The sequence below is a fragment of the Phreatobacter aquiterrae genome, from assembly GCF_053471285.1.
In genome coordinates this window covers 77167-96508 of sequence record NZ_JBJPHW010000001.1, presented here as the reverse complement: position 1 = coordinate 96508, position 19342 = coordinate 77167, and the positions used below count along the sequence as shown (strand labels likewise).

General features: G+C 68.9%; 18 protein-coding genes. 9 read left to right on the top strand and 9 right to left on the bottom strand.

Features of this window, described 5'->3' with window-relative positions:
- Positions 1-72: 72 nt before the first annotated feature.
- A complete protein-coding gene (locus ACJ4V0_RS00455; protein ID WP_448297570.1) occupies positions 73-1239 on the top strand; it encodes a M20 aminoacylase family protein in 1167 nt (388 codons plus the stop codon).
- Between the two features lie 318 nt (positions 1240-1557).
- A complete protein-coding gene (locus tag ACJ4V0_RS00450; RefSeq protein WP_448297569.1) occupies positions 1558-2415 on the top strand; it encodes a crotonase/enoyl-CoA hydratase family protein in 858 nt (285 codons plus the stop codon).
- Here ACJ4V0_RS00450 and ACJ4V0_RS00445 read toward each other — a convergent pair.
- On the bottom strand, positions 2399-2647 hold the full coding sequence (locus ACJ4V0_RS00445) for a toxin-antitoxin system YwqK family antitoxin (protein ID WP_448297568.1): 249 nt from the start codon (positions 2645-2647) through the stop codon (positions 2399-2401). The two genes, ACJ4V0_RS00450 and ACJ4V0_RS00445, sit on opposite strands and share 17 nt — an antisense overlap.
- Before the next feature lie 160 nt (positions 2648-2807).
- Between ACJ4V0_RS00445 and ACJ4V0_RS00440 the strand changes: the two genes are divergently transcribed.
- The gene (locus tag ACJ4V0_RS00440; protein ID WP_448297567.1) at positions 2808-3974 is read left to right on the top strand and encodes a M20 aminoacylase family protein; all 1167 of its coding nucleotides are present in this window, start codon (positions 2808-2810) and stop codon (positions 3972-3974) included.
- 8 nt (positions 3975-3982) lie between these two features.
- Positions 3983-4954, top strand: a complete 972-nt coding sequence (locus ACJ4V0_RS00435) for a Gfo/Idh/MocA family protein (RefSeq protein ID WP_448297566.1) — start codon at positions 3983-3985, stop codon at positions 4952-4954.
- 226 nt (positions 4955-5180) lie between these two features.
- On the opposite strand, the gene ACJ4V0_RS00430 is transcribed toward ACJ4V0_RS00435, so the two are convergent.
- Positions 5181-6806: a GMC family oxidoreductase gene (locus tag ACJ4V0_RS00430; RefSeq protein WP_448297565.1), complete on the bottom strand. Its 1626-nt coding sequence runs from the start codon at positions 6804-6806 to the stop codon at positions 5181-5183.
- Between the two features lie 471 nt (positions 6807-7277).
- On the opposite strand from ACJ4V0_RS00430, the gene denD reads away from it, so the two are divergent.
- The 3 genes from denD (at position 7278) to ACJ4V0_RS00415 (ending at position 9599) form a co-directional block, all read left to right on the top strand.
- On the top strand, positions 7278-8264 hold the full coding sequence (denD, locus tag ACJ4V0_RS00425; protein ID WP_448297564.1) for a D-erythronate dehydrogenase: 987 nt from the start codon (positions 7278-7280) through the stop codon (positions 8262-8264).
- 5 nt (positions 8265-8269) lie between these two features.
- Complete coding sequence (sfsA, locus tag ACJ4V0_RS00420; protein ID WP_448297563.1) at positions 8270-8983, top strand: DNA/RNA nuclease SfsA; 714 nt, start codon at positions 8270-8272, stop codon at positions 8981-8983.
- 112 nt (positions 8984-9095) lie between these two features.
- On the top strand, positions 9096-9599 hold the full coding sequence (locus tag ACJ4V0_RS00415; RefSeq protein ID WP_448297562.1) for a MaoC family dehydratase: 504 nt from the start codon (positions 9096-9098) through the stop codon (positions 9597-9599).
- Between the two features lie 278 nt (positions 9600-9877).
- On the opposite strand, the gene ACJ4V0_RS00410 is transcribed toward ACJ4V0_RS00415, so the two are convergent.
- Complete coding sequence (locus tag ACJ4V0_RS00410; RefSeq protein ID WP_106750662.1) at positions 9878-10090, bottom strand: alkylphosphonate utilization protein; 213 nt, start codon at positions 10088-10090, stop codon at positions 9878-9880.
- Between the two features lie 3 nt (positions 10091-10093).
- Entirely contained in the window at positions 10094-11155 is a 1062-nt protein-coding gene (locus tag ACJ4V0_RS00405; RefSeq protein WP_448297561.1) for a lysine-2,3-aminomutase-like protein, read from the bottom strand.
- 259 nt (positions 11156-11414) lie between these two features.
- Between ACJ4V0_RS00405 and ACJ4V0_RS00400 the strand changes: the two genes are divergently transcribed.
- Positions 11415-13028, top strand: coding sequence for a phosphoenolpyruvate carboxykinase (locus tag ACJ4V0_RS00400; protein ID WP_448297560.1), 1614 nt, complete (start codon positions 11415-11417; stop codon positions 13026-13028).
- A 319-nt stretch (positions 13029-13347) separates the two neighbouring features.
- Here the strand turns inward: ACJ4V0_RS00400 and ACJ4V0_RS00395 are convergent, their stop codons facing one another.
- Both ACJ4V0_RS00395 and ACJ4V0_RS00390 read right to left on the bottom strand, forming a co-directional pair.
- Positions 13348-14184 carry a tetratricopeptide repeat protein gene (locus tag ACJ4V0_RS00395; RefSeq protein ID WP_448297559.1) on the bottom strand — a complete coding sequence of 279 codons (837 nt, stop codon included), beginning with the start codon at positions 14182-14184 and terminating at the stop codon, positions 13348-13350.
- A gap of 73 nt (positions 14185-14257) precedes the next feature.
- Positions 14258-15601, bottom strand: a complete 1344-nt coding sequence (locus ACJ4V0_RS00390; RefSeq protein ID WP_448297558.1) for a flavin monoamine oxidase family protein — start codon at positions 15599-15601, stop codon at positions 14258-14260.
- Between the two features lie 166 nt (positions 15602-15767).
- On the opposite strand from ACJ4V0_RS00390, the gene ACJ4V0_RS00385 reads away from it, so the two are divergent.
- Positions 15768-16598 (top strand): YiiX/YebB-like N1pC/P60 family cysteine hydrolase, encoded by an 831-nt coding sequence (locus ACJ4V0_RS00385; RefSeq protein WP_448297557.1) that lies wholly within the window; start codon positions 15768-15770, stop codon positions 16596-16598.
- On the opposite strand, the gene ACJ4V0_RS00380 is transcribed toward ACJ4V0_RS00385, so the two are convergent.
- The 3 genes from ACJ4V0_RS00380 to ACJ4V0_RS00370 all read right to left on the bottom strand — a co-directional run bounded on the left by ACJ4V0_RS00380 (position 16599) and on the right by ACJ4V0_RS00370 (position 19283).
- Positions 16599-17261: an RraA family protein gene (locus ACJ4V0_RS00380; protein ID WP_448297556.1), complete on the bottom strand. Its 663-nt coding sequence runs from the start codon at positions 17259-17261 to the stop codon at positions 16599-16601.
- 111 nt (positions 17262-17372) lie between these two features.
- The gene (locus ACJ4V0_RS00375; RefSeq protein WP_448297555.1) at positions 17373-18134 is read right to left on the bottom strand and encodes an enoyl-CoA hydratase-related protein; all 762 of its coding nucleotides are present in this window, start codon (positions 18132-18134) and stop codon (positions 17373-17375) included.
- Positions 18135-18137: 3 nt separating this feature from the next.
- Positions 18138-19283 (bottom strand): CaiB/BaiF CoA transferase family protein, encoded by a 1146-nt coding sequence (locus tag ACJ4V0_RS00370; RefSeq protein WP_448297554.1) that lies wholly within the window; start codon positions 19281-19283, stop codon positions 18138-18140.
- Positions 19284-19342: the final 59 nt, after the last annotated feature.

Sequence of the window (19342 nt, the reverse complement as noted above, 5' to 3'; positions counted from 1 at the left end):
CCGCCTGCCCCCGTGGGGCGTGGCCCGCGCGGCCGCGCCCCGACCTTCCCCCATCCCGCCAGGACCTTCCCCATGCCCATCGTCAACCGCATCTCCGCGCTCCATGAGGAGGTCACGGCCTGGCGTCGCGACATCCACGAATATCCGGAGCTGCAGTTCGACGTGCACCGCACGGCGGGGATCGTCGCCGAGAAGCTGCGCGCCTTCGGCTGCGACGAGGTGGCGCCGGGCATCGGCCGCACCGGCGTCGTCGGCATCATCCGTGGCAGGACCAATAGCTCGGGCAAGGTTGTCGGCCTGCGCGCCGACATGGACGCACTGCCGCTGACCGAGATCACCGGCCTGCCGCATGCGTCCAAGGTGCCGGGGAAGATGCATGCCTGCGGCCATGACGGCCACACCGCCATGCTGCTCGGTGCCGCCAAGTATCTCGCCGAGACGCGCAACTTCGACGGCACGGTCGCCGTCATCTTCCAGCCGGCCGAGGAGGGCGAGAAGGGCGGCGAGGCCATGGTGCTCGACGGCATGATGGAGCGCTTCGGCATCCAGGAGGTCTATGGCATGCACAATGCGCCGGGCCTGCCGGTCGGGCAGTTCGCCATCCGCCCCGGCCCGATGCTGGCGGCGGTGGACAATTTCCGCATCCATGTCGAGGGCAAGGGCGGCCATGCGGCGCGCCCGCACCAGTCGATCGACACCATCCTCGTCGCCTCGCACATCGTCGCGGCGGTGCAGTCCATCGTGGCGCGCAATATCGACCCGCTGAAGAGCGCCGTCATCTCCATCTGCGCCTTCAACGCGGGCTTCACCAACAACGTCATTCCGCAGACGGCGGAGCTGCGCGGCACGGTGCGCACCCATGACGGCGAGGTGCGCGACTTCATCGAGACCCGGCTGAAGGAGGTCGCCGAGACGACCGCTGCCGTCTTCGGCGCCACGGCGACGGTGGAGCACGAGCGCGTGGTGCCGGCGACGGTCAACGACCCGGCCTACACGCCGCACGCCGTGGCGGCGGCCGCCGCCGTCGTCGGCGACAAGGCGGTCAACGACGACGCGCCGCAGATCATGGGCGGCGAGGACTTCTCCTACATGCTGCAAGCCCGGCCCGGCGCCTTCATCATGATCGGCCAGGGTGACACGGCCTCGGTCCACCATCCCGCCTACGACTTCAACGACGAGATCATCCCGATCGGCATGAGCTACTGGGCCAAGCTCGTGGAGAGCCGCATGCCGGCGTGAGGATACTTGCGTTTGGGCTGCAGAGCCCAAGTGCGTCCTTCGAGGCTCGCCCATTCGGGCTCGCACCTCAGGATGAGGAGGGTTGTGGCTTGCAGGCCGCAAGTCTCATCATCATCACGTCGTGCCGTACACAACCTACCTCATCCTGAGGCGCGAGCCTTGGGCGATGCGTCAGCGTCGCCCGGTGGCGAGCCTCGAAGGACGACTTCCCTGGTGCAGGTCGATGACCATTGGCGCCCGTCCGAACGGGCGACTCGCCGCCTCCATCCCGCCACGCCTAGCATCCGCCTCAGGCTGACGAGTGACTGCGAGGATGCCATGGCGAAGGTGCTCTACGAGAAGGACGGCCGGGTCGGCCGCATCACCCTCAACCGCCCCGAGGTGATGAACGCCATCGACGACGAGGTGCCACAGCAGCTCGCCGACTGCGTCGCCCGCGCCAATGCCGATCCCGGCGTCCACGTCATCGTGCTCTCGGGCAAGGGCGAGGCCTTCTGCGCCGGTTACGACCTGACCTACTACGCCGAGGGTAACGGCAACGGCCAGGCGACGCAGGACATGCCCTGGGACCCCATGAAGGACTACGCCTTCATGATGCGGAACACCGAGCTGTTCATGTCGCTGTGGCGGTCCTACCGGCCTGTCATCTGCAAGGTGCACGGCTTCGCGGTGGCCGGCGGCTCCGACATCGCCATGTGCTCGGACCTGATCGTCATGGCCGAGGAGGCCCGCATCGGCTACATGCCGGTGCGCGTCTGGGGCTGCCCGACGACCGCCATGTGGGTCTACCGGCTGGGCCCCGAGAAAGCCAAGCGCATGCTCTTCACCGGCGACAAGATCGACGGCCGCGAGGCGGAGAAGCTCGGCCTCGTGCTGAAGGCGGTTCCCGCTGCCGACCTCGACGCGGAAGTGGAGGCTCTGGCCGAACGCATGGCGACCGTGCCGGTCAACCAGCTCATGATGCAGAAGCTTGTCGTCAACCAGGCGATCGAGGCCATGGGCCTGAAGCAGACGCAGATGTTCGCCACCATCTTCGACGGAATCACCCGCCACTCGCCGGAGGGCATCAACTTCAAGACCCGCGCCGAACAGGTCGGCTGGAAGCAGGCGGTGCGCGAGCGCGACGCCGGCACCTTCGATTGGACGCTCAACCGGCCGATCAATCCGGGCGGCTAGTGCGGCGCTTGCCGGCCTCGAAGGTGGTGACCCTGTAGGCGTTGCCGGCCGCGTCGTAGGTCGTCCATTCGCCGACCTGCACGCCCTTGTCGAAATGTCCCGACCGCAGCCGCGTGCCGTCCTTGCGGAACCATTCCCAATAGCCCGTCGGCTCTCCATCCAATGTCTGACCTCGCGCCCAGAGGCTGCCGTCGCGATGGCGCTTCTCGAACGGTTCGATCCTGTCCGACATGGCTCCGGACCTCCCAGCTTATGCACGGCGCCGGGCGGAGATGCCCCGGCGAGGAGATTGTACCCCGCGCCCGCGGCATGGAAAGGTCCCACGGCGGCTCTCGCTTCGCGCCCGCGCCCGCGCTAGCTTCGCCCTTTCGCCTGCCCTTCCGGAGATTTCCATGCCCGTCATCAACCGCGTTGCCGACCTTGCCGACGAGATCACCGCCTGGCGCCACGATTTTCACGAGAATCCGGAGCTTCTCTACGACGTGCATCGCACTGCCGGCATCGTCGCGCAGAAGCTGAGGGAGTTCGGCTGCGACGAGGTCGTCCCGGGCATCGGCCAGACCGGCGTCGTCGCGGTGATCAGGGGGCGCAAGTCCGGCTCGGGCAAGGTCATCGGCCTGCGCGCCGACATGGACGCGCTGCCGATCGAGGAGGCGACCGACGTTCCCTACAAGTCGAAGGTGCCGGGCAAGATGCACGCCTGCGGCCATGACGGCCACACCGCCATGCTGCTCGGTGCGGCGAAATACCTCGCCGAAACGCGCAACTTCGACGGCACGGCGATCATGATCTTCCAGCCGGCGGAAGAGGGCGGCGGCGGCGGCGATGCCATGGTCAAGGACGGCCTGATGACCCGCTGGGGCATCCAGGAGGTCTATGGCCTGCACAACATGCCGGGCATCCCGGTCGGTCATTTCGCCATCCGCAAGGGCCCGGCCATGGCGGCCGCCGACCGCTTCATCATCGACATCGAAGGCAAGGGCGGCCACGGCGCCATGCCGCACCTTTGCGTCGACCCCGTGCAGGCGGGCTTTGCCATCGGGCTCGCCATGCAGACCATCGTCTCGCGCAATGTCGATCCGATCGAGAGCGCGGTGATCTCCATCACCTCGGTCAAGGCGGGCGAGGCCTTCAACGTCATCCCGCAGACGCTGCGCATGCTCGGCACGGTGCGCACCTTCAAGCCGGAAATCCAGGATCTCGTGGAAGCCCGGATGAAGGAACTCGTCGAGAGCGTGGCCAAAGGCATGGGCTGCGTCGGCACGATCGACTACCAGCGCGGCTATCCCGTGACCTTCAACCATGCCGACCAGACCGACTTCGCCGTGAAGGTGGCGGCATCGGTCGTCGGCGCCGACAAGGTCGATCCCGAGACCCCGCCGCTGATGGGCGCCGAGGACTTCTCCTACATGCTGAACGAGCGGCCCGGCAGCTACATCTTCCTCGGCAACGGCGACACCGCCGCCTGCCACCACCCGGCCTACAACTTCGACGACAACGCCATTCCGGTGGGGACGAGCTATCTCGCCAAGATCGTCGAAACGGCGATGCCGGCGTGACGGCGGCCATGACCGACACCCGCATCGCGCTCGGCATCGTCGGCGCCGGCATCATGGGCGAGCGCCTGCTCGGGGCCGCCCTCGCGCAGGCGGGCGACATCGTCCGCGTCGCCGGCATCTGGGACCCTTCGGCGGAGGCCATGGCGCGCATCGCCGCGGCCTTCCCCGACGTGCCGCGGCTCGCCGACGCAGCGGCCGTGGTCGCGGCGAGCGACTGCCTCTACGTCGCATCGCCCCCCGCCTCGCATCTCGGCTACGCGCGGATGGCTCTGGCGAGCGCCAAGGCCGTGTTCTGCGAGAAGCCGCTGGCGGTGGACGTCACCGACGCCCGCGCCTTCGTGACTGAGGCGGGCAACAAAGGGGCGGTCAATTTCCCCTTCGCATCGTCCTTTGCCGTCGCGGCCCTGCAGCGGTGGATCGCTGAGGGCGCCATCGGCACGCCGCAGCGCATCAGCATCGAGGTCGCCTTCGCCGCCTGGCCGCGCTCCTGGCAGAGGGACGCGGCGGGCTGGCTCGACGCCACCGCTCAGGGCGGCTTCACCCGCGAGGTGGTGTCGCACTTCCTCTTCCTGTCGCGCCGCCTCGGCGGGCCGCTCGGCTCGCTGAAGGCGACGGCGGAGTATCCCGAGGCCGGCCGGTCGGAGCGCCGCATCGCCGCGACGCTCAACGCCGGTGACCTGCCCGTGACGCTGACCGGCAGCGTCGGCACCACGGCAAAGGATGACCACAACGTCTGGATGATCGAGGGCCCGGCAGGCGCCGTCAGGCTGCGCGACTGGTCGATCGCCGAGCGCCGCATGGCGGACGGCTCGTGGCAGCCCGACCCGGAGGCCATGCCGAACGAGAAGGTCCGCCCGCTGGTGCTGCGCCGGCAGCTCGAGGGCGTCAAGGCGCTGGTGCGCGGCGAGCCCTTCCACCTCGCGACGCTGACGGAGGCGCTGGAGGTGCAGGAGGTGGTGGAGGCGATCCTGAAAGGGTGAGGTTGGGGCGCACCATTCAGTCCGATCACCTGCCGCCCTGCATCGGGCAAGTGCGTCCTTCGAGGCTCGCTGCCGCTCGCACCTCAGGATGAGGAGGTTTGAGAATGGCACTGCGGAATGAAGCCGCCGCTCCTGGCCGGTGAGCCAGACACAACGGTCCTCATCCTGAGGTGCGAGCGGCAGCGAGCCTCGAAGGACGCACTTGCGTCGTGCAGGGCACCCGCTCTCACCCCCGCGCGTCCTCGAGGATCATCCGCGCGCCCTTTTCGGCGATCATCAGCGTCGGCGTGTTGGTGTTGCCGGAGGTGATGGTCGGCATGACGGACGCATCGGCGACGCGCAGGCCGTCGAGGCCGATGACCCGCAGGCGCTCGTCCACCACCGCCATCGGGTCGGAGGCGAGGCCCATCTTCGCCGTTCCGACCGGGTGGAAGATGGTGGTGCCGATGTCGCCGGCGGCCTTGGACAGGCTCTCCGCATCGTCGCCGATGACCGGCCCGGGCAGATATTCCTCCGGGCGGTAGGGCGCGAGCGCCGCCTGGCCCATGAGCCGCCGGGTGACGCGCAGCGAATCGGCCGCCACCTGCCGGTCCTCGTCGGTCGCCAGATAGTTCGGCGCGATGACCGGCTTGTCCGCCGGATCGGCCGAGCGGACGTGGATGGAGCCGCGCGAGGTCGGCCGGAGATTGCAGGGCGCCACCGTCACCGCAGGGAAGCGGTGCAGCGGATCGCCGAACTTGTCGAGCGACAGCGGCTGGATGTGGAACTGGATGTTGGCCCGCTCCTGACCCGGATCGGAGCGGGTGAAGATGCCGAGCTGGCTCGGCGCCATGGTCAGCGGGCCGGTGCGGCGGATGAGATATTCGAGGCCCATCAGGCCGCGCTTGACCAGGTTGTGATAGGTCTCGTTCAGCGTCTTGATGCCGTGGACCTTATAGATGGCGCGGATCTGCAGGTGGTCCTGCAGGTTGCCGCCGACGCCGGGCTTCTCCTTCACCACGGGAATGCCGTGGCGCTGTAAGACATCGCCGTGGCCGATGCCGGAGAGCTCAAGGATCTGCGTCGAGCCGATGGAGCCGGCGGTGAGCACCACCTCGCCGCGGCAGCGGGCGATGACGCTGTCGCCACCCTGGCGGAACTGCACGCCGGTGGCGCGGCCATTTTCCACGACGACCTTCTCCACCAGCACGCCGGAGGTCAGCGTGAGATTGGGGCGGCTGCCGAGAACCGGCTTGATGAAGCCGCGTGCCGAGGACCAGCGCAGGCCCTTCTTCTGGTTGACGTGGAAATAGGCGGTGCCCTCGTTGTCGCCGGTGTTGAAGTCGTCGAGCGGCCTGACGCCCATCTGCACGGCCGCCTCGCGCACCCGGTCGAGCAGGTCCCAGCGGACGCGCGGCGCCTCGACGCGCCATTCGCCACCGGCGCCGTGGTGCTCGCTGTCGCCGAGAAAGTGGTCCTCCAGCTTGCGGAAGACAGGCTTCACGTCGTCCCAGCCCCAGCCGGTGAGGCCCAATTGCCGCCAGTGGTCGTAGTCGGCGCTCTGGCCGCGCATGGTGATCATGGCGTTGATGGCGGAGGAGCCGCCGATCACCTTGCCGCGCGGATAGATCAGGGACCGGCCGTTGAGGCCGGGCTCGGCCTCGGTCCTGAACATCCAGTCCGAGCGCGGATTGTTGATGGCGAAGAGATAGCCGACGGGGATGTGGAACCAGATCCAGTCGTCCTTGCCGCCGGCCTCCAGCAGCAGTACCCGGTTCTTCGGATTGGCCGAGAGCCGGTTCGCCATGAGGCAGCCGGCGGTGCCGGCGCCGCAGACGATGTAGTCCCACTCCCCCTCGATGATGCGGGCCATGGCGCCCCTCCGGCACTGACGCGGGCTCTCGGCTGCGGCCCTTCGCCCGATCCATCGCGCGGGCGGGTGCGAAGGTCAATTGGACGGAAGGGGGGAGCGGGTTGGCCGCGGGAACTGCATCAATTGCAGTGCGTCCTTCGAGGCTCGCTATCGCTCGCACCTCAGGATGAGGAGGGACTTGGATTGCACAACGCCAGGTCAGGCGCGACCGTGGAGCCGATACTGACGCTGATGCAGTTCACAATCCTCCTCATCCTGAGGTGCGAGCTCCCGGCGATGCGTCAGCATCGTCCGGAAGCGAGCCTCGAAGGACGCATTTTGCGCGATGCAACACGCCCCCTGCCAAGGCGGGACCGTATGACTGCATCCACGCCGTGCAACCCGCCCCTTCGCTCGCACCCCATTCCCCGCCGGCGCGCATCGCGCTAGCCTCCGTCCAAATCGTTTGAAAAACGGAAGAGGACACGTCCCATGCATATCCTGATCATCGGCGCCGCCGGCATGGTCGGCCGCAAGCTGACCGAGAAGCTGGTGAAAGACGGCACGCTCGGCGGCAAGGCCATCACCGCATTCTCGCTGGTCGATGTGGTGGCGCCCGAGAAGCCCGCCGGCTTTGCCGGCAAGGTGACGAGCTGGGCGGTCGACATCTCCTTCCCCAACACCGCCGGGCCGATGGTCGCGGGACGGCCGGATGTCATCTTCCACCTCGCCGCCATCGTCTCCGGCGAGGCCGAGGTCGATTTCGACAAGGGCTATCGCATCAACCTCGACGGCACCCGCCAGATCTACGAGGCGATCCGCCAGGAGGGCGTCAAGGCGCCCTACCATCCGCGGGTGGTCTTCACCTCCTCCATCGCCGTCTATGGCGCGCCGTTCCACGAGTTCATCGAGGACGAGTTCTTCCACACGCCGCTGACCAGCTACGGCACGCAGAAATCGATCGGCGAGCTCCTGCTCACCGACTATTCGCGCAAGGGCTTCTTCGACGGCGTCGGCATCCGCCTGCCGACCATCTGCGTGCGCCCCGGCAAGCCGAACAAGGCGGCCTCCGGCTTCTTCTCCAACATCATCCGCGAGCCGCTGGTCGGCCAGGAGGCGGTGCTGCCGGTGGGCGACGACGTGGTGCATACCCATGCGAGCCCGCGCTCGGCGGTCGGCTTCCTCATCCATGCCGCGACCATGGACACCGCCCAGCTCGGCTGGCGGCGCAACCTGTCCATGCCTGGCGTGGTGGCGACGGTGGGCGAGCAGCTCGAGGCTCTCCGCAAGATCGGCGGCGAGAAGGCGCTGAAGCTGGTGCGCCGCGAGCCGGACGAGCTCATCATCCGCATCGTCTCCGGCTGGTCGCAGCGCTTCAACGCCAAGCGCGCCGCCGAACTCGGCTTCAAGGCCGAGACGAGCTTCGAGGAGATCGTCCGCGCCCATGTGGAGGACGAACTCGGCGGCAAGGTCGCCTGAGGCCGATGCGCTTCGCCTCGCCGCTCATCCCCGGCCGCCTCGTGCAGCGCTACAAGCGCTTCCTGGCCGACGTGATCCTCGACAGCGGCGAGGCCATCACCGCCCATTGCGCCAATCCCGGCTCGATGCTGGGGCTGAACGCGCCCGGCAACCGCGTCTGGCTGTCGCGCTCGGAGAATGCGGCGCGCAAGCTGCCCTGGTCATGGGAGCTGGCGGAGGTCAATTTCGGCCGCGGGCCGGAGACCGTCGGCATCAATACGGCCCATCCGAACGCCCTCGTCGAAGAGGCGATCCGCGACGGCACGATCGCGCCGCTCGCCGGCTATGACGCGCTGCGCCGCGAGGTCGCCTATGGCAAGGCAAGCCGCGTCGACATGATGCTGACCGGGGCGGGCCGTCCGCCCTGCTATGTCGAGGTGAAGAACGTCCACCTGATGCGGCAGCCGGGGCTCGCCGAATTTCCCGACTCGGTGACGGCGCGCGGAGCGAAGCACCTCGACGAGCTCGGCGACATGGTCGAGGCCGGCCACCGCGCGGTGATGGTCTTCCTCATCCAGTATGGCGGCGCCGACCGCTTCTCCCTCGCCCGCGACATCGACCCCGCCTATGCCAAAGCCTTCGACAGGGCACGGGCGCGCGGGGTGGAGATGATCGCCTGGCGCTGCCGGCTCAGCCCGGAGGAGATCGTCGTGGAGCGCGCGGTGGAGATCGCGGAGTAGGCGGGACCGGCATTGCTCCCTGCCGCTTCGGCGGACTTGTCCGGCGCGGCGGCGTCGCCCATGAAGGATGGAATGCGTGCCCCGCAGGCGCCGGGACGAGGAGAGCTGCGACATGAGCGTGAAACCGGGCTGGCAGGGCCGCTTCTTCGAGGATTTCGAGATTGGCGACGTCTATCGCCACCCCATGGGCCGCACCATCACCCAGGCCGACAACATCTGGTTCACGCTGCTGACCCAGAACACGGCGCATCCGCATTTCGACGCGAACTACGCGGCCCATACCGGTTTCGGCAAGCCGCTGGTCAACTCGTGCTTCACCATCGCGCTGGTGACCGGACAGTCGGTCACCGACATCAGCCAGAACGTCTTCGCCAATCTCGGCTGGGACGAGGTGCGCCTGCCGAGCCCGGTCTACGAGGGCGACACGATCTATTCCGAGAGCGAGGTGCTGGAGAAGCGCGATTCGGGGTCGCGGCCGGAGGTCGGCATCCTCACCGTGCGCACCAAGGGCTACACCCAGGCCGGCGACGTGGTGATCACCTTCCGCCGCACGGTCATGGTCTATCGCCGTGGCCAGGGCCCGGGCGGCAGGCACCGGCCTGAGCCGAAGGGCTGAGGGGCGACGGGACCCGCCTTGCCGGGCGGAAGACGCGTTGCACATCGCAACTGCGTCCTTCGAGGCTCGTCCGTTCCGGCCTCGCACCTCAGGATGAGGAGGCTGGTGACCGGCATCAGCGTTTGGGACGGCCCGACCGCTTCCGCGTCATCCCACCGAGGTGCAAGTCTCAACCCACCTCATCCTGAGGTGCGAGCGCCCGGCGATGCGTCAGCATCGTCCGGCGGCGAGCCTCGAAGGACGCACCTGCGACCTGCAGAGCGCCAGGGCCGATGCCCTCACGCCTTCTTCAGGAACTCGGTGCGCAGCACCAGGCCCTTCACCTTGTCGACGCTGCACTCGACCTCGTCGGGATCGTCGGTGAGGCGGATGGACTTCACCCGCGTGCCGCGCTTCAGCGTCACCGAGGTGCCCTTCACCTTGAGGTCCTTGATGATGGTGACGCTGTCGCCGTCCTTCAGGATGGCGCCGTTGGAATCCTTCACGTCCATGGTTCAGTCCTTCGCAGGTGTCGGGGGATAGGGGTGGCGGGCGCCGCGCCAGTCGCTGACGGCGTCCTCGCCGAGATAGCCGGGGCCGACGGGGACCTTGCCCTCGCCGCCGGGAATGTCGAGCACGTAGGTCGGCTGGGCGAGGCCGGAGAGGCGGCCGCGCAGGGCCCGCATGAGCGCCTGTCCTTCGGCGATCGACAGGCGGAAATGGGCGGTGCCGGGCGCCATGTCGGGATGGTGGAGGTAGTAGGGCTTCACCCGGTTGGCGAGGAAGGCGCGCATCAGGTTGGCGAGGGTGTCCGGATCGTCGTTGACGCCCCTCAGCAGCACCGACTGGCTGACGAGGGCGATTCCGGCATCGGCGAGGCGCGCGAGCGCCTCTTCGGCCCCCGGCGTGAACTCACTGATATGGTTGGCGTGGACGGCGACATAGACCGCCTTGCCGGGCGCCCGCAGCGCACGGACGAAATCGGCGGTCACGCGGTCCGGGGCGACGATCGGCACGCGCGTGTGCCAGCGGATGACCTTCAAATGCGGGATGGCGGCAAGCGCCCGGGTGACCGCCCGCGCTCGCCGGGCCGAGAGCACGAAGGGATCGCCGCCGGTGAGGATCACCTCGAAGATGTCCGGCCTCGCGGCGATGTAGGCGAGGGCGGCCGCCAGCGCCGCCTCGTCGAGCCCACCCCTCCCCTGAGGCCCGACCATCTCGCGGCGGAAGCAGAAGCGGCAGTAGACCGGGCAGACATGGACGATCTTGAGCAGGACCCGGTCGGGATAGCGGTGGACGATGCCCGGGACCGGCGAATGGGCGTCGTCGCCGATGGGGTCGGCGCGTTCCCCGGGGCGGGTGTCGAGCTCCCGGATGTCGGGCAGGAACTGGAGGGCGATCGGATCGGTCGGCCGGTCCCTTCCGGCGGGCTTTTCCATCAGGTCGGCCATCACCGGCGTCACCGCAATGGCATAGCGCTCACCCACTTTCGTCGCATCGGGACCGGCCGCGGGCGCGATGAGACCGGCCGAGACGAGCTCGGCCGCCGTGCGCAGGGTGCGGTCGCGGGGTGCCATGGCGGCCTCATGGTCGCTTCCGGCGGCGAAGGCAAGCCGAAACAGGCGGTCATCGACGAGGGACGAATGAACCCGGTCGTCTTCACCGCGTTGAAAGAAAGAGCCCGGCCGGTGCCGATCCCCCCACAGGCGGGCTTGCCGGCAAAGAGCCTTTGGATTACGGGGATCGCCTCCGCCGCGGCCTCCGTCCCGGCGCCGAGGACATGGCATCCACAGACGCCCAACGCGTCGTGACGAGGACCCGAAGGGGAGGAATTCCTTGGCCGAGACCGGAACCTGGAACAAGGCGCATGGGGCCGACTCGTTCGGCTTTTCGGGGCTGAAGGCCCTGCACTGGAATTATCTGGAGCCGCAACTGGTCGAGGAATCGATCGCCCGCGGCGAGGCGCAGCTCTCCGCCGGCGGTCCGCTCGTCGCCGAGACCGGCCAGCACACCGGCCGCTCGCCGAAGGACAAGTTCGTCGTCCGCGACGCCACGACCGAATCCACGGTCTGGTGGGAGAACAACGGCGCCATCACGCCGCAGGCGTTCGACCTCCTGATGGCCGACATGCTGGAGCATGCGAAGGGCCGCGAGCTCTTTGCCCAGGATCTCCACGGCGGCGCCGACCCGGCGACGCGCCTGAAAACCCGCGTCTTCACCGAATACGCCTGGCACAGCCTGTTCATCCGCAACCTGCTGATCCGCCCGGCTCGCGAAGACCTCGCCTCCTTCGTGCCGGACATGACCATCGTCGACCTGCCGTCCTTCCGCGCCGATCCACAGAGATACGGCGTGCGCTCGGAGACGGTGATCGCCTGCGACTTCACCCGCAAGATCGTGCTGATCGGCGGCACCTCCTATGCCGGCGAGATGAAGAAGAGCGTCTTCACCATGCTCAACTTCCTGCTGCCGCCGCAGAAGGTCATGCCGATGCACTGCTCGGCCAATGTCGGCCCCAACGGCGACGTGGCGGTGTTCTTCGGCCTCTCCGGCACCGGCAAGACGACGCTGTCGGCGGATGCCTCGCGCACGCTGATCGGCGACGACGAACATGGCTGGGGCAAGGACGGCGTGTTCAACTTCGAGGGCGGCTGCTACGCCAAGGCGATCAAGCTCTCCCGCGAGGCCGAACCGGAGATCTTCGCCACCTCCGAGCGCTTCGGCTCGGTGATGGAGAACGTCGTCATCGATCCGGTGACCCGCATTCCCGACTTCGACGACGGTTCGAGGACCGAGAACACGCGCATCGCCTATCCGCTGCACTTCATCCCGAACGCCTCGGAGACCGGCCGCGCCGGCCATCCGAAGAACATCGTGATGCTGACCGCCGATGCCTTCGGCGTCATGCCGCCCATCGCCAAGCTGACCCCCGCGGAGGCCATGTACCACTTCCTCTCCGGCTTCACGGCGAAGGTTGCCGGCACGGAGAAGGGCGTCACCGAGCCGCAGCCGACCTTCTCGACCTGCTTCGGCGCGCCGTTCATGCCGCGCCACCCGTCTGAGTACGGCAACCTGCTGCGCGAGCTGATCGCCCGCCACCACGTCGACTGCTGGCTGGTCAACACCGGCTGGACCGGCGGCATGCACGGCGTCGGCCGGCGCATGCCGATCTCGATCACCCGCCTCCTGCTGCGCTCGGCCCTCGACGGATCGCTGAACCGCGCCAACTTCCGCCGCGACCCCTATTTCGGCTTCTCCGTGCCGACGTCGGTGCCCGGCGTGCCGCCGCACATGCTCTATCCGATCAAGACCTGGCGCGACAAAGCCGAGTTCGACGCCACGGCGCGCAAGCTCGTCCGGATGTTCCAGGACAATTTCGCGAAGTTCGAGCCCTATGTGGACGCCGACGTGAAGGCGGCCGCGCCGGCGGTGCAGCTCGCGGCGGAGTGAGTTTCGCCACCGCTGAAATCGAAGAAGCCCGGCCATCGCGCCGGGCTTTTTCGTTGGCGGGCGCTCTGCACGACGAAGTGCGTCCTTCGAGGCTCGCTCGCTTGCGCTTACTCGCACCTCGGGATGAGGAGGGCGTGGATTGCAGAACAGGTGACGTGGCGGCGCAGCCCGTCTGGTCGCGACAGCCGGAATGCCATCCGCAACGTCCCTCATCCTGAGGTGCGAGGCGATGGCCGAGCCTCGAAGGACGCACTTGGCTGGTGCAAGGAAGGCAAGTCCGAGCAGGCTGAGGAGCGGGCTTGAACGCCGCCCCGACGCCTTACCCCCGCGGCTGGGCCGGCGCCGATGCCGCCGGCCGCCGCGGCGCCGCGGGACGCCGCTCGGTCTGGCGGATAGCCGCCCAGGAGTTCTGCTGCGTCACCATCGAGCGCAGATAGGCGACGTTCTGCTCGGCCTCGGCCGGCGGCAGGTCCTTGCGGGCGATCTCCTCGGCCTCGGCGAAGCGGCCCTGAAGGCCGACGACGAGCGCGAGGTTCTGCCTGACACGCCGGTCGGCGCGCGGGTGGGCGGCGGCCTGGCGCAGCGCCTGTTCCGCCTGCGGCAACTGGCGCGACAGCGCGAAGGACAGCCCGAGATTGGCGAGAACGGAAGGCTCGCCCGGGGCGATCTTCAGGGCGTCGTTGTAGAGGCTCTGGGCCTCCTGCGGGCGGCCCATCTGGTCGTAGATGGAGGCCTGCACGTTGATGATGCGCCAGTCCGGCTGGTCGGGGCGATGGGCGCGGCCGAGCACCTGAAGCGCCTGGTCGTGACGGCCGGCATCGGCGAGGGCGCGGCCGAACTCGCCCATCAGGGCGAGGTTGCGGGGGTCGCGGATGGCGACGCGCTCGAGCACCGCCACGGCCTGCACCGCCTGCCCCGTGGCGCGCAGGGCACGGCCATAGCGCATGGCGTTGGCGGCATCCTCCGGGCTGGAGCGATAACGCGCGGCGAGGGTCTCGATCTCGGCGCGGGCGCTCTGCTCCGTATAGGCGCCGCCGGGGATCGACCCCGTGATGTCGCCGCCGCCGCGGCGGGCCGTGAGCGAACAGCCGCCGGAGACAAGGGCGGCGCAGGCGACGAGAAGGATGAGCGGACGGGGACGGGCAATAGCTGACATGACGAACTCCGCGGTCGGGCCGGGCGGTGCTCAGGTCATAATCCGTTAACGTTAACGAGCCGCTAAGAACCGGTCAGCGCCGCCGGCCGGGCTGCGCCCGCGGGCTGAGCCAGCGCAGGGCCTGATCGGCGGCCCGCTCGCCCGAAGCCCAGGCGCCGCCGACTGTGCCCCACAGGCCCTCGTCGGTCGCCTCCCCGGCGAGGAGCACCCTCTGGCCGACGGGCTCGGCGAGGCGCAGGCGCTGGGCCGTCGCGCCGGGGCCTGCCACCGACCAGGCGCCGCGGATAAAGGGATCGGTCGTCCAGGAGGTGACGTGGACGTCGCCCATGACGCGGCGCGCCTGCGGGCCGAACTCGTTGGTGACGAATTCGGCGGCGAAGGCCTTCATGGCGGCGGCTCCGGCCGCGGCGAGGTCGCGCGCGAAGCGGCCGCCGATGTCGAGATACCACCAGTCGGAGCCGCCGATGCGGGCCAGGGGCTTGGCCGTCGCAGCGGTGTCGGCCTTCACCACGAAGGGCTCGTCGGGCTTCGCGTCCATCGGATTGCCGGGCAGGTGCACGATGAGATGCTCATAGGCGCCGCAGGACAGAGCGGCAATGGCATCCGCCTGGCGCTTCGGCAGCGCCGGCGTGAAGCGGATCGCGCCCGAGGCCAGCACCGAGGTCGAGGCGGTGACGATGGCGGCGCGGGCCCTGACGGTGCCCGCCGGCGTCTCGACGGCGACGCCGCGGCCGGACCAGTCGACCCGGGTCACCGCCGTCGACAGGCGGATGGGAAGGCCCTCGGCAAGCTTCGCCAGGATCGCGCCGTAGCTCTGGCGGCAGAACAGGTCGCGCGTCTCGATGGCGTTGTAGAAATCGACGCAGGAGATTTCGGCGGTGTCCTTGCCGGAATCCCAGGCGCCCTTGAGGAAGTCGATGGTCGGCTGCCAGTCCCTCAGATTGGTCGGCATGGCCGCTGCCAGCGAAATTTCCCGGCCGGCCTCGCCGGCGTCGAGGATGGCCCTCTGCGCGCGCGTGAGCGCGGCCGCGAAAGCCTCCCACTCGCCCTCGCGCGGGCTGCGTCCCTTGATCAGCAGGCGCGGGCGCTCGGGGTCGTCGTAGAGTTCGAAGCCCGCCGCGCGGGCGAGATCGACGAGCGGATTGTCGGACGGTGCGTGGATCCAGTGGGCGCCGAGGTCCATCGGCATGCCGAAACCGACGGTGTCGGCGACGCAGCGGCCGCCGCTGCGGTCCTTCGCCTCCAGCACGATCACCGACCGGCCGGCGGCCTGCATCCTGCGCGCGGCGGCGATGCCGGCGGCGCCCGCGCCGATCACCACGACATCGACCTCCGCCGGGACGGGCCTCGCCGTCTGCGCAAGAGCCGGGGCCGCGGGCAGGGCGAGAGAAGCGGCGAGCACGTGGCGCCGGGTCATCAAGGGTCCGTTCATCGTAACTGGCGAATCCCGCTCATCCGTGACGCCTATCACAGGCAAACGGCGTCGTCTTGACCAGTATCCCCCCGGATCGTGAACCGCTTGGCAAGGGTTTGCGACAAACAATTGACTTCCAAGAAACGGAAGTCCCTGGGGAGGGACCATCATGGGAGACCGCGTTCTCGACGCACTGGGACGGCGCATCGCCGCGATCCTGGACAAACGCTCGCCCGGCTACGAGCCGACGACGCCGAGCGACCCCCACGCCCTGCGCGCCTCGCTGCGCCAGGGTGACATCCTGCTGGTGGAAGGTGACACCCGCATCTCGGCCGTCATCAAGTATCTGACCCAGTCGACCTGGTCCCATGCGGCCATGTATGTCGGCCCCATCGAGGGCGCCTGCGAGCCCGACGGCGAGCCGCATGTCCTCGTCGAGGCCTATCTCGGCGACGGCGTCATCTCGGCCCCGCTGTCCAAGTACCGCGATTTCCATACGCGCATCTGCCGGCCGGTCGGCCTGACGGAACAGGACCAGCAGCAGGCCTGCCGCTACATGGTCGAGCGCATCGGCCTCGACTACGACCTGAAGAACATCCTCGACATGCTGCGCTTCCTCATTCCGGTGCCGGTGCCGGTGCGCTGGCGGCGGCGGATGATCGCCTTCGGCTCGGGCGACCCGACACGGGCCATCTGTTCGACGCTGATCGCCCAGGCCTTCGAGGCGGTGCGCTATCCCATCCTGCCCAAGGTCGAGCGCAGCGCCAAGGACGGCGAGCAACGCGTCAGGGGCGATGCCGCCCGCCGCGAGGTGCTTCACATCCGTCACCACTCGCTCTATGCGCCGCGCGACTTCGACATCTCGCCCTATTTCGCCATCGTCAAGCCGACGATCCAGCGCGGCTTCAACTACAAGAAGCTGCAGTGGAGCGACGCGCTGCCCGACGGCGAGCCGGCGACCGGCCACACCGAATCGCCGAGCCTCAGCCCGGTGTCCTGATCAGAGCAGGCCGTGCTTGCGGAAGGCCTCCGCCAGCGACATCCCCGCCTCGAGATCGGCGCGCATGCGCCGCTCGCCGTTGATCTTGGTCATGGCGGTGGACAGCACGGCGAGGGCGCTCGCCCGCGGCACCACGACGACGCCGTCGACGTCACCGACGACGATGTCGCCCGGTGCGATCGTGACCTCGCCGATGCGGACCGGCACGTCCTTCTCGACCATCATGCCGCGATACTGCGTGTCGGCCGGCGACAGGGCTGCCGTGAAGACGGGGAAGCCCATGGCGCGGATGGCGACGACGTCGCGCGCCGCGCCGTCGGTCAGGAAGCCCGCCGCCTCGAGGTGCCGGGCACGGGTGGAGAGAAGCTCGCCCCAGGGGCCGATGTCGGTGTTGGCGCCGGTCGCCATGACACAGACCTCGCCGGGCTTGAGATCGTCGACGAGCGCGATCTCGAGATCGTAGATGCCCTCGACGAACTCGGAAATGACCTTGTAGCCGCCGGTCCGGGCGGGGCCGAACAGCACGGTGCCGTCATCGACGGGACGGATGGAGGGCGGCAGGATCTGGCGGTGGAAACCGTGCTCGTCCAATGCGTCCGACACCGGCGCGGAGGCGATCAGCGGCCGGGCGGCGGCGATGATGTCGTCGAAGCTGTCGGTCATAGGGGCCTTCCTCTTGATCGTTGGGGCGAGGATAGAGCCTCGCTCCGCGATGTCAGCCCTTATCGTCGCCGGCCAGCCCTGTGGGCCGTCGGTCACCGGCCGGGGACGGCCTCATCCCGCCTTCTTGGCGAGGAAGTTCCTGACGCCTTCCATGAAGGTGGGCTTGACGATGAGACCGACCTGCGTCTCGCGCTCGGCGTCGAGCTGATGTGCGAGGTCGCTGGTCTCGGCGCGATCCATGAGGCGGCGGATCTCGAAGAAGGCCTCCGCCGAGCCGCGGCCGAGGCGGACCGCAAGGGCCCGCGCGGTCGGCAGGCAGGCCTCGTCGTCGACGCAGGACCAGACGAGGCCCCACTCCGCGGCCCGCTCCGCGGGGAGCTTGTCGCCGAGGAGGGCGAGCGCGCGGGCGCGGGCGCGGCCGATGGCGCGCGGCAGGAACCAGGTCACACCGAGGTCCGGCACGAGGCCGAGCTGCGGGCCGAAGGTGAGGACGAAGGAGGCCGAGCGGGCGGCGACCGCGATGTCGCAGGCGAGCGCCAGGCCGACGCCTGCGCCGGCTGCGACGCCGTTGATGGCGGCGATGGTCGGTTTCGGGAAATCGTCGATGGCGAGGATCAGCGGATTGTAGAGATCGCGCATGGAGGCGTTGACGCCCTCCCCCGTCGGGGCGAGGCCGCCGGCAAGGTCGGCGCCGGCGCAGAAGCCGCGGCCGTTGCCGGTCAGCACCAGCGCCTTCACGGCAGGATCGATGCGTGCCTCGTCGATCGCCTTCAGGCAGCCGCGGACAAGCTCGTCGTTGAAGGCATTCAGCCGTTCCGGCCGGTTCAGGGTCAGGGTGGCGATCCCCTCGCTCACCTCGTAGGTGGTGGCCATGGTTCAGGTCCTTCCCGTGACGAGCCCGGAGGCGAAGGCCGCTTCGATGTCGGCAGACGACAACCCTGCGGCGCGCAGGATGTCGCCGGTCTCGGCACCCGGCCCCTGCGAGGGCGGCGCGAGATCGGTGGCGGTGACCGAGAAGCGCGGCGCCGGCTTCGGCATCGGCCCGTCCGGGGTGGCGACGAAGGTGCCGCGCGCGACGTTGTGCGGATGGGCCGGCGCCTCGCGCATGTCGAGCACCGGCGCGTAGCAGATTTCCCTACCGTCGAGCAGCGCCGTCCATTCGTCGCGCGTCTTCGACCGGAAGGCGTCGGCAATTGCCTGCCTGAGGCCCGGCCACATGGCCTTGTCCCACTGTTTGGCGAAGCGCGGGTCGGCGAGGCCGAGTCCCTTCAGCAGCTCGGCGTAGAACTGCGGCTCCAGCGAGCCGATGGAGACATATTTGCCGTCGCCGGTCTCGTACACGCCGTAGAAGGGGGCATGGCCGTCGAGCATGTTGGCCTCGCGCTCGACCTTCCACGTCCCTGCGTTGATCATGCCGAAGAACATGGTGCCGAGGACCGCCGACCCGTCGACCATGGCGGCATCCACCACCTGGCCCCTGCCCGTCGATGTCACATGGTAGAGGGCGGCGACCATGCCGAGCGCCAGCATCATGCCGCCGCCGCCGAAGTCGGCGGCAAGGTTCAGCGGCGGCACCGGCGGACGGTCGGCGGGACCGAGCGGCCAGAGCATGCCGGAGAGCGCGAGGTAGTTGACGTCGTGGCCGGGTGCCGGGCCATAGGGACCCTCCTGCCCCCAGCCGGTCATGCGGCCATAGACCAGCTTCGGATTGGCCTTCAGGCAGACATCGGGGCCGAGGCCGAGGCGCTCCATGACGCCCGGACGGAAGCCCTCGATAAGGCCATCGGCCTTCGCCAGGATCCTGAGGACCAGCTTCACCGCATCCGGGTTCTTCAGGTCGACCGCAATGGACTTACGGCCGCGGCCGAGCGCATCGCCCGCATTCCACGGAGCCTTGCCGGCGCGGTCGATGCGGATGATGTCGGCGCCGAGATCGGCCAGCATCATGGCGCAGAAGGGACCCGGCCCCAGCCCCTGGAACTCGACGATGGTCAGCCCGGCGAGGGGCCCGCTCCTGGTCACATTGTCCTCCCGACCGTTCTGCCGCGGTCCGCATGGCTTTCGCGCAAAACGCTAAAGCC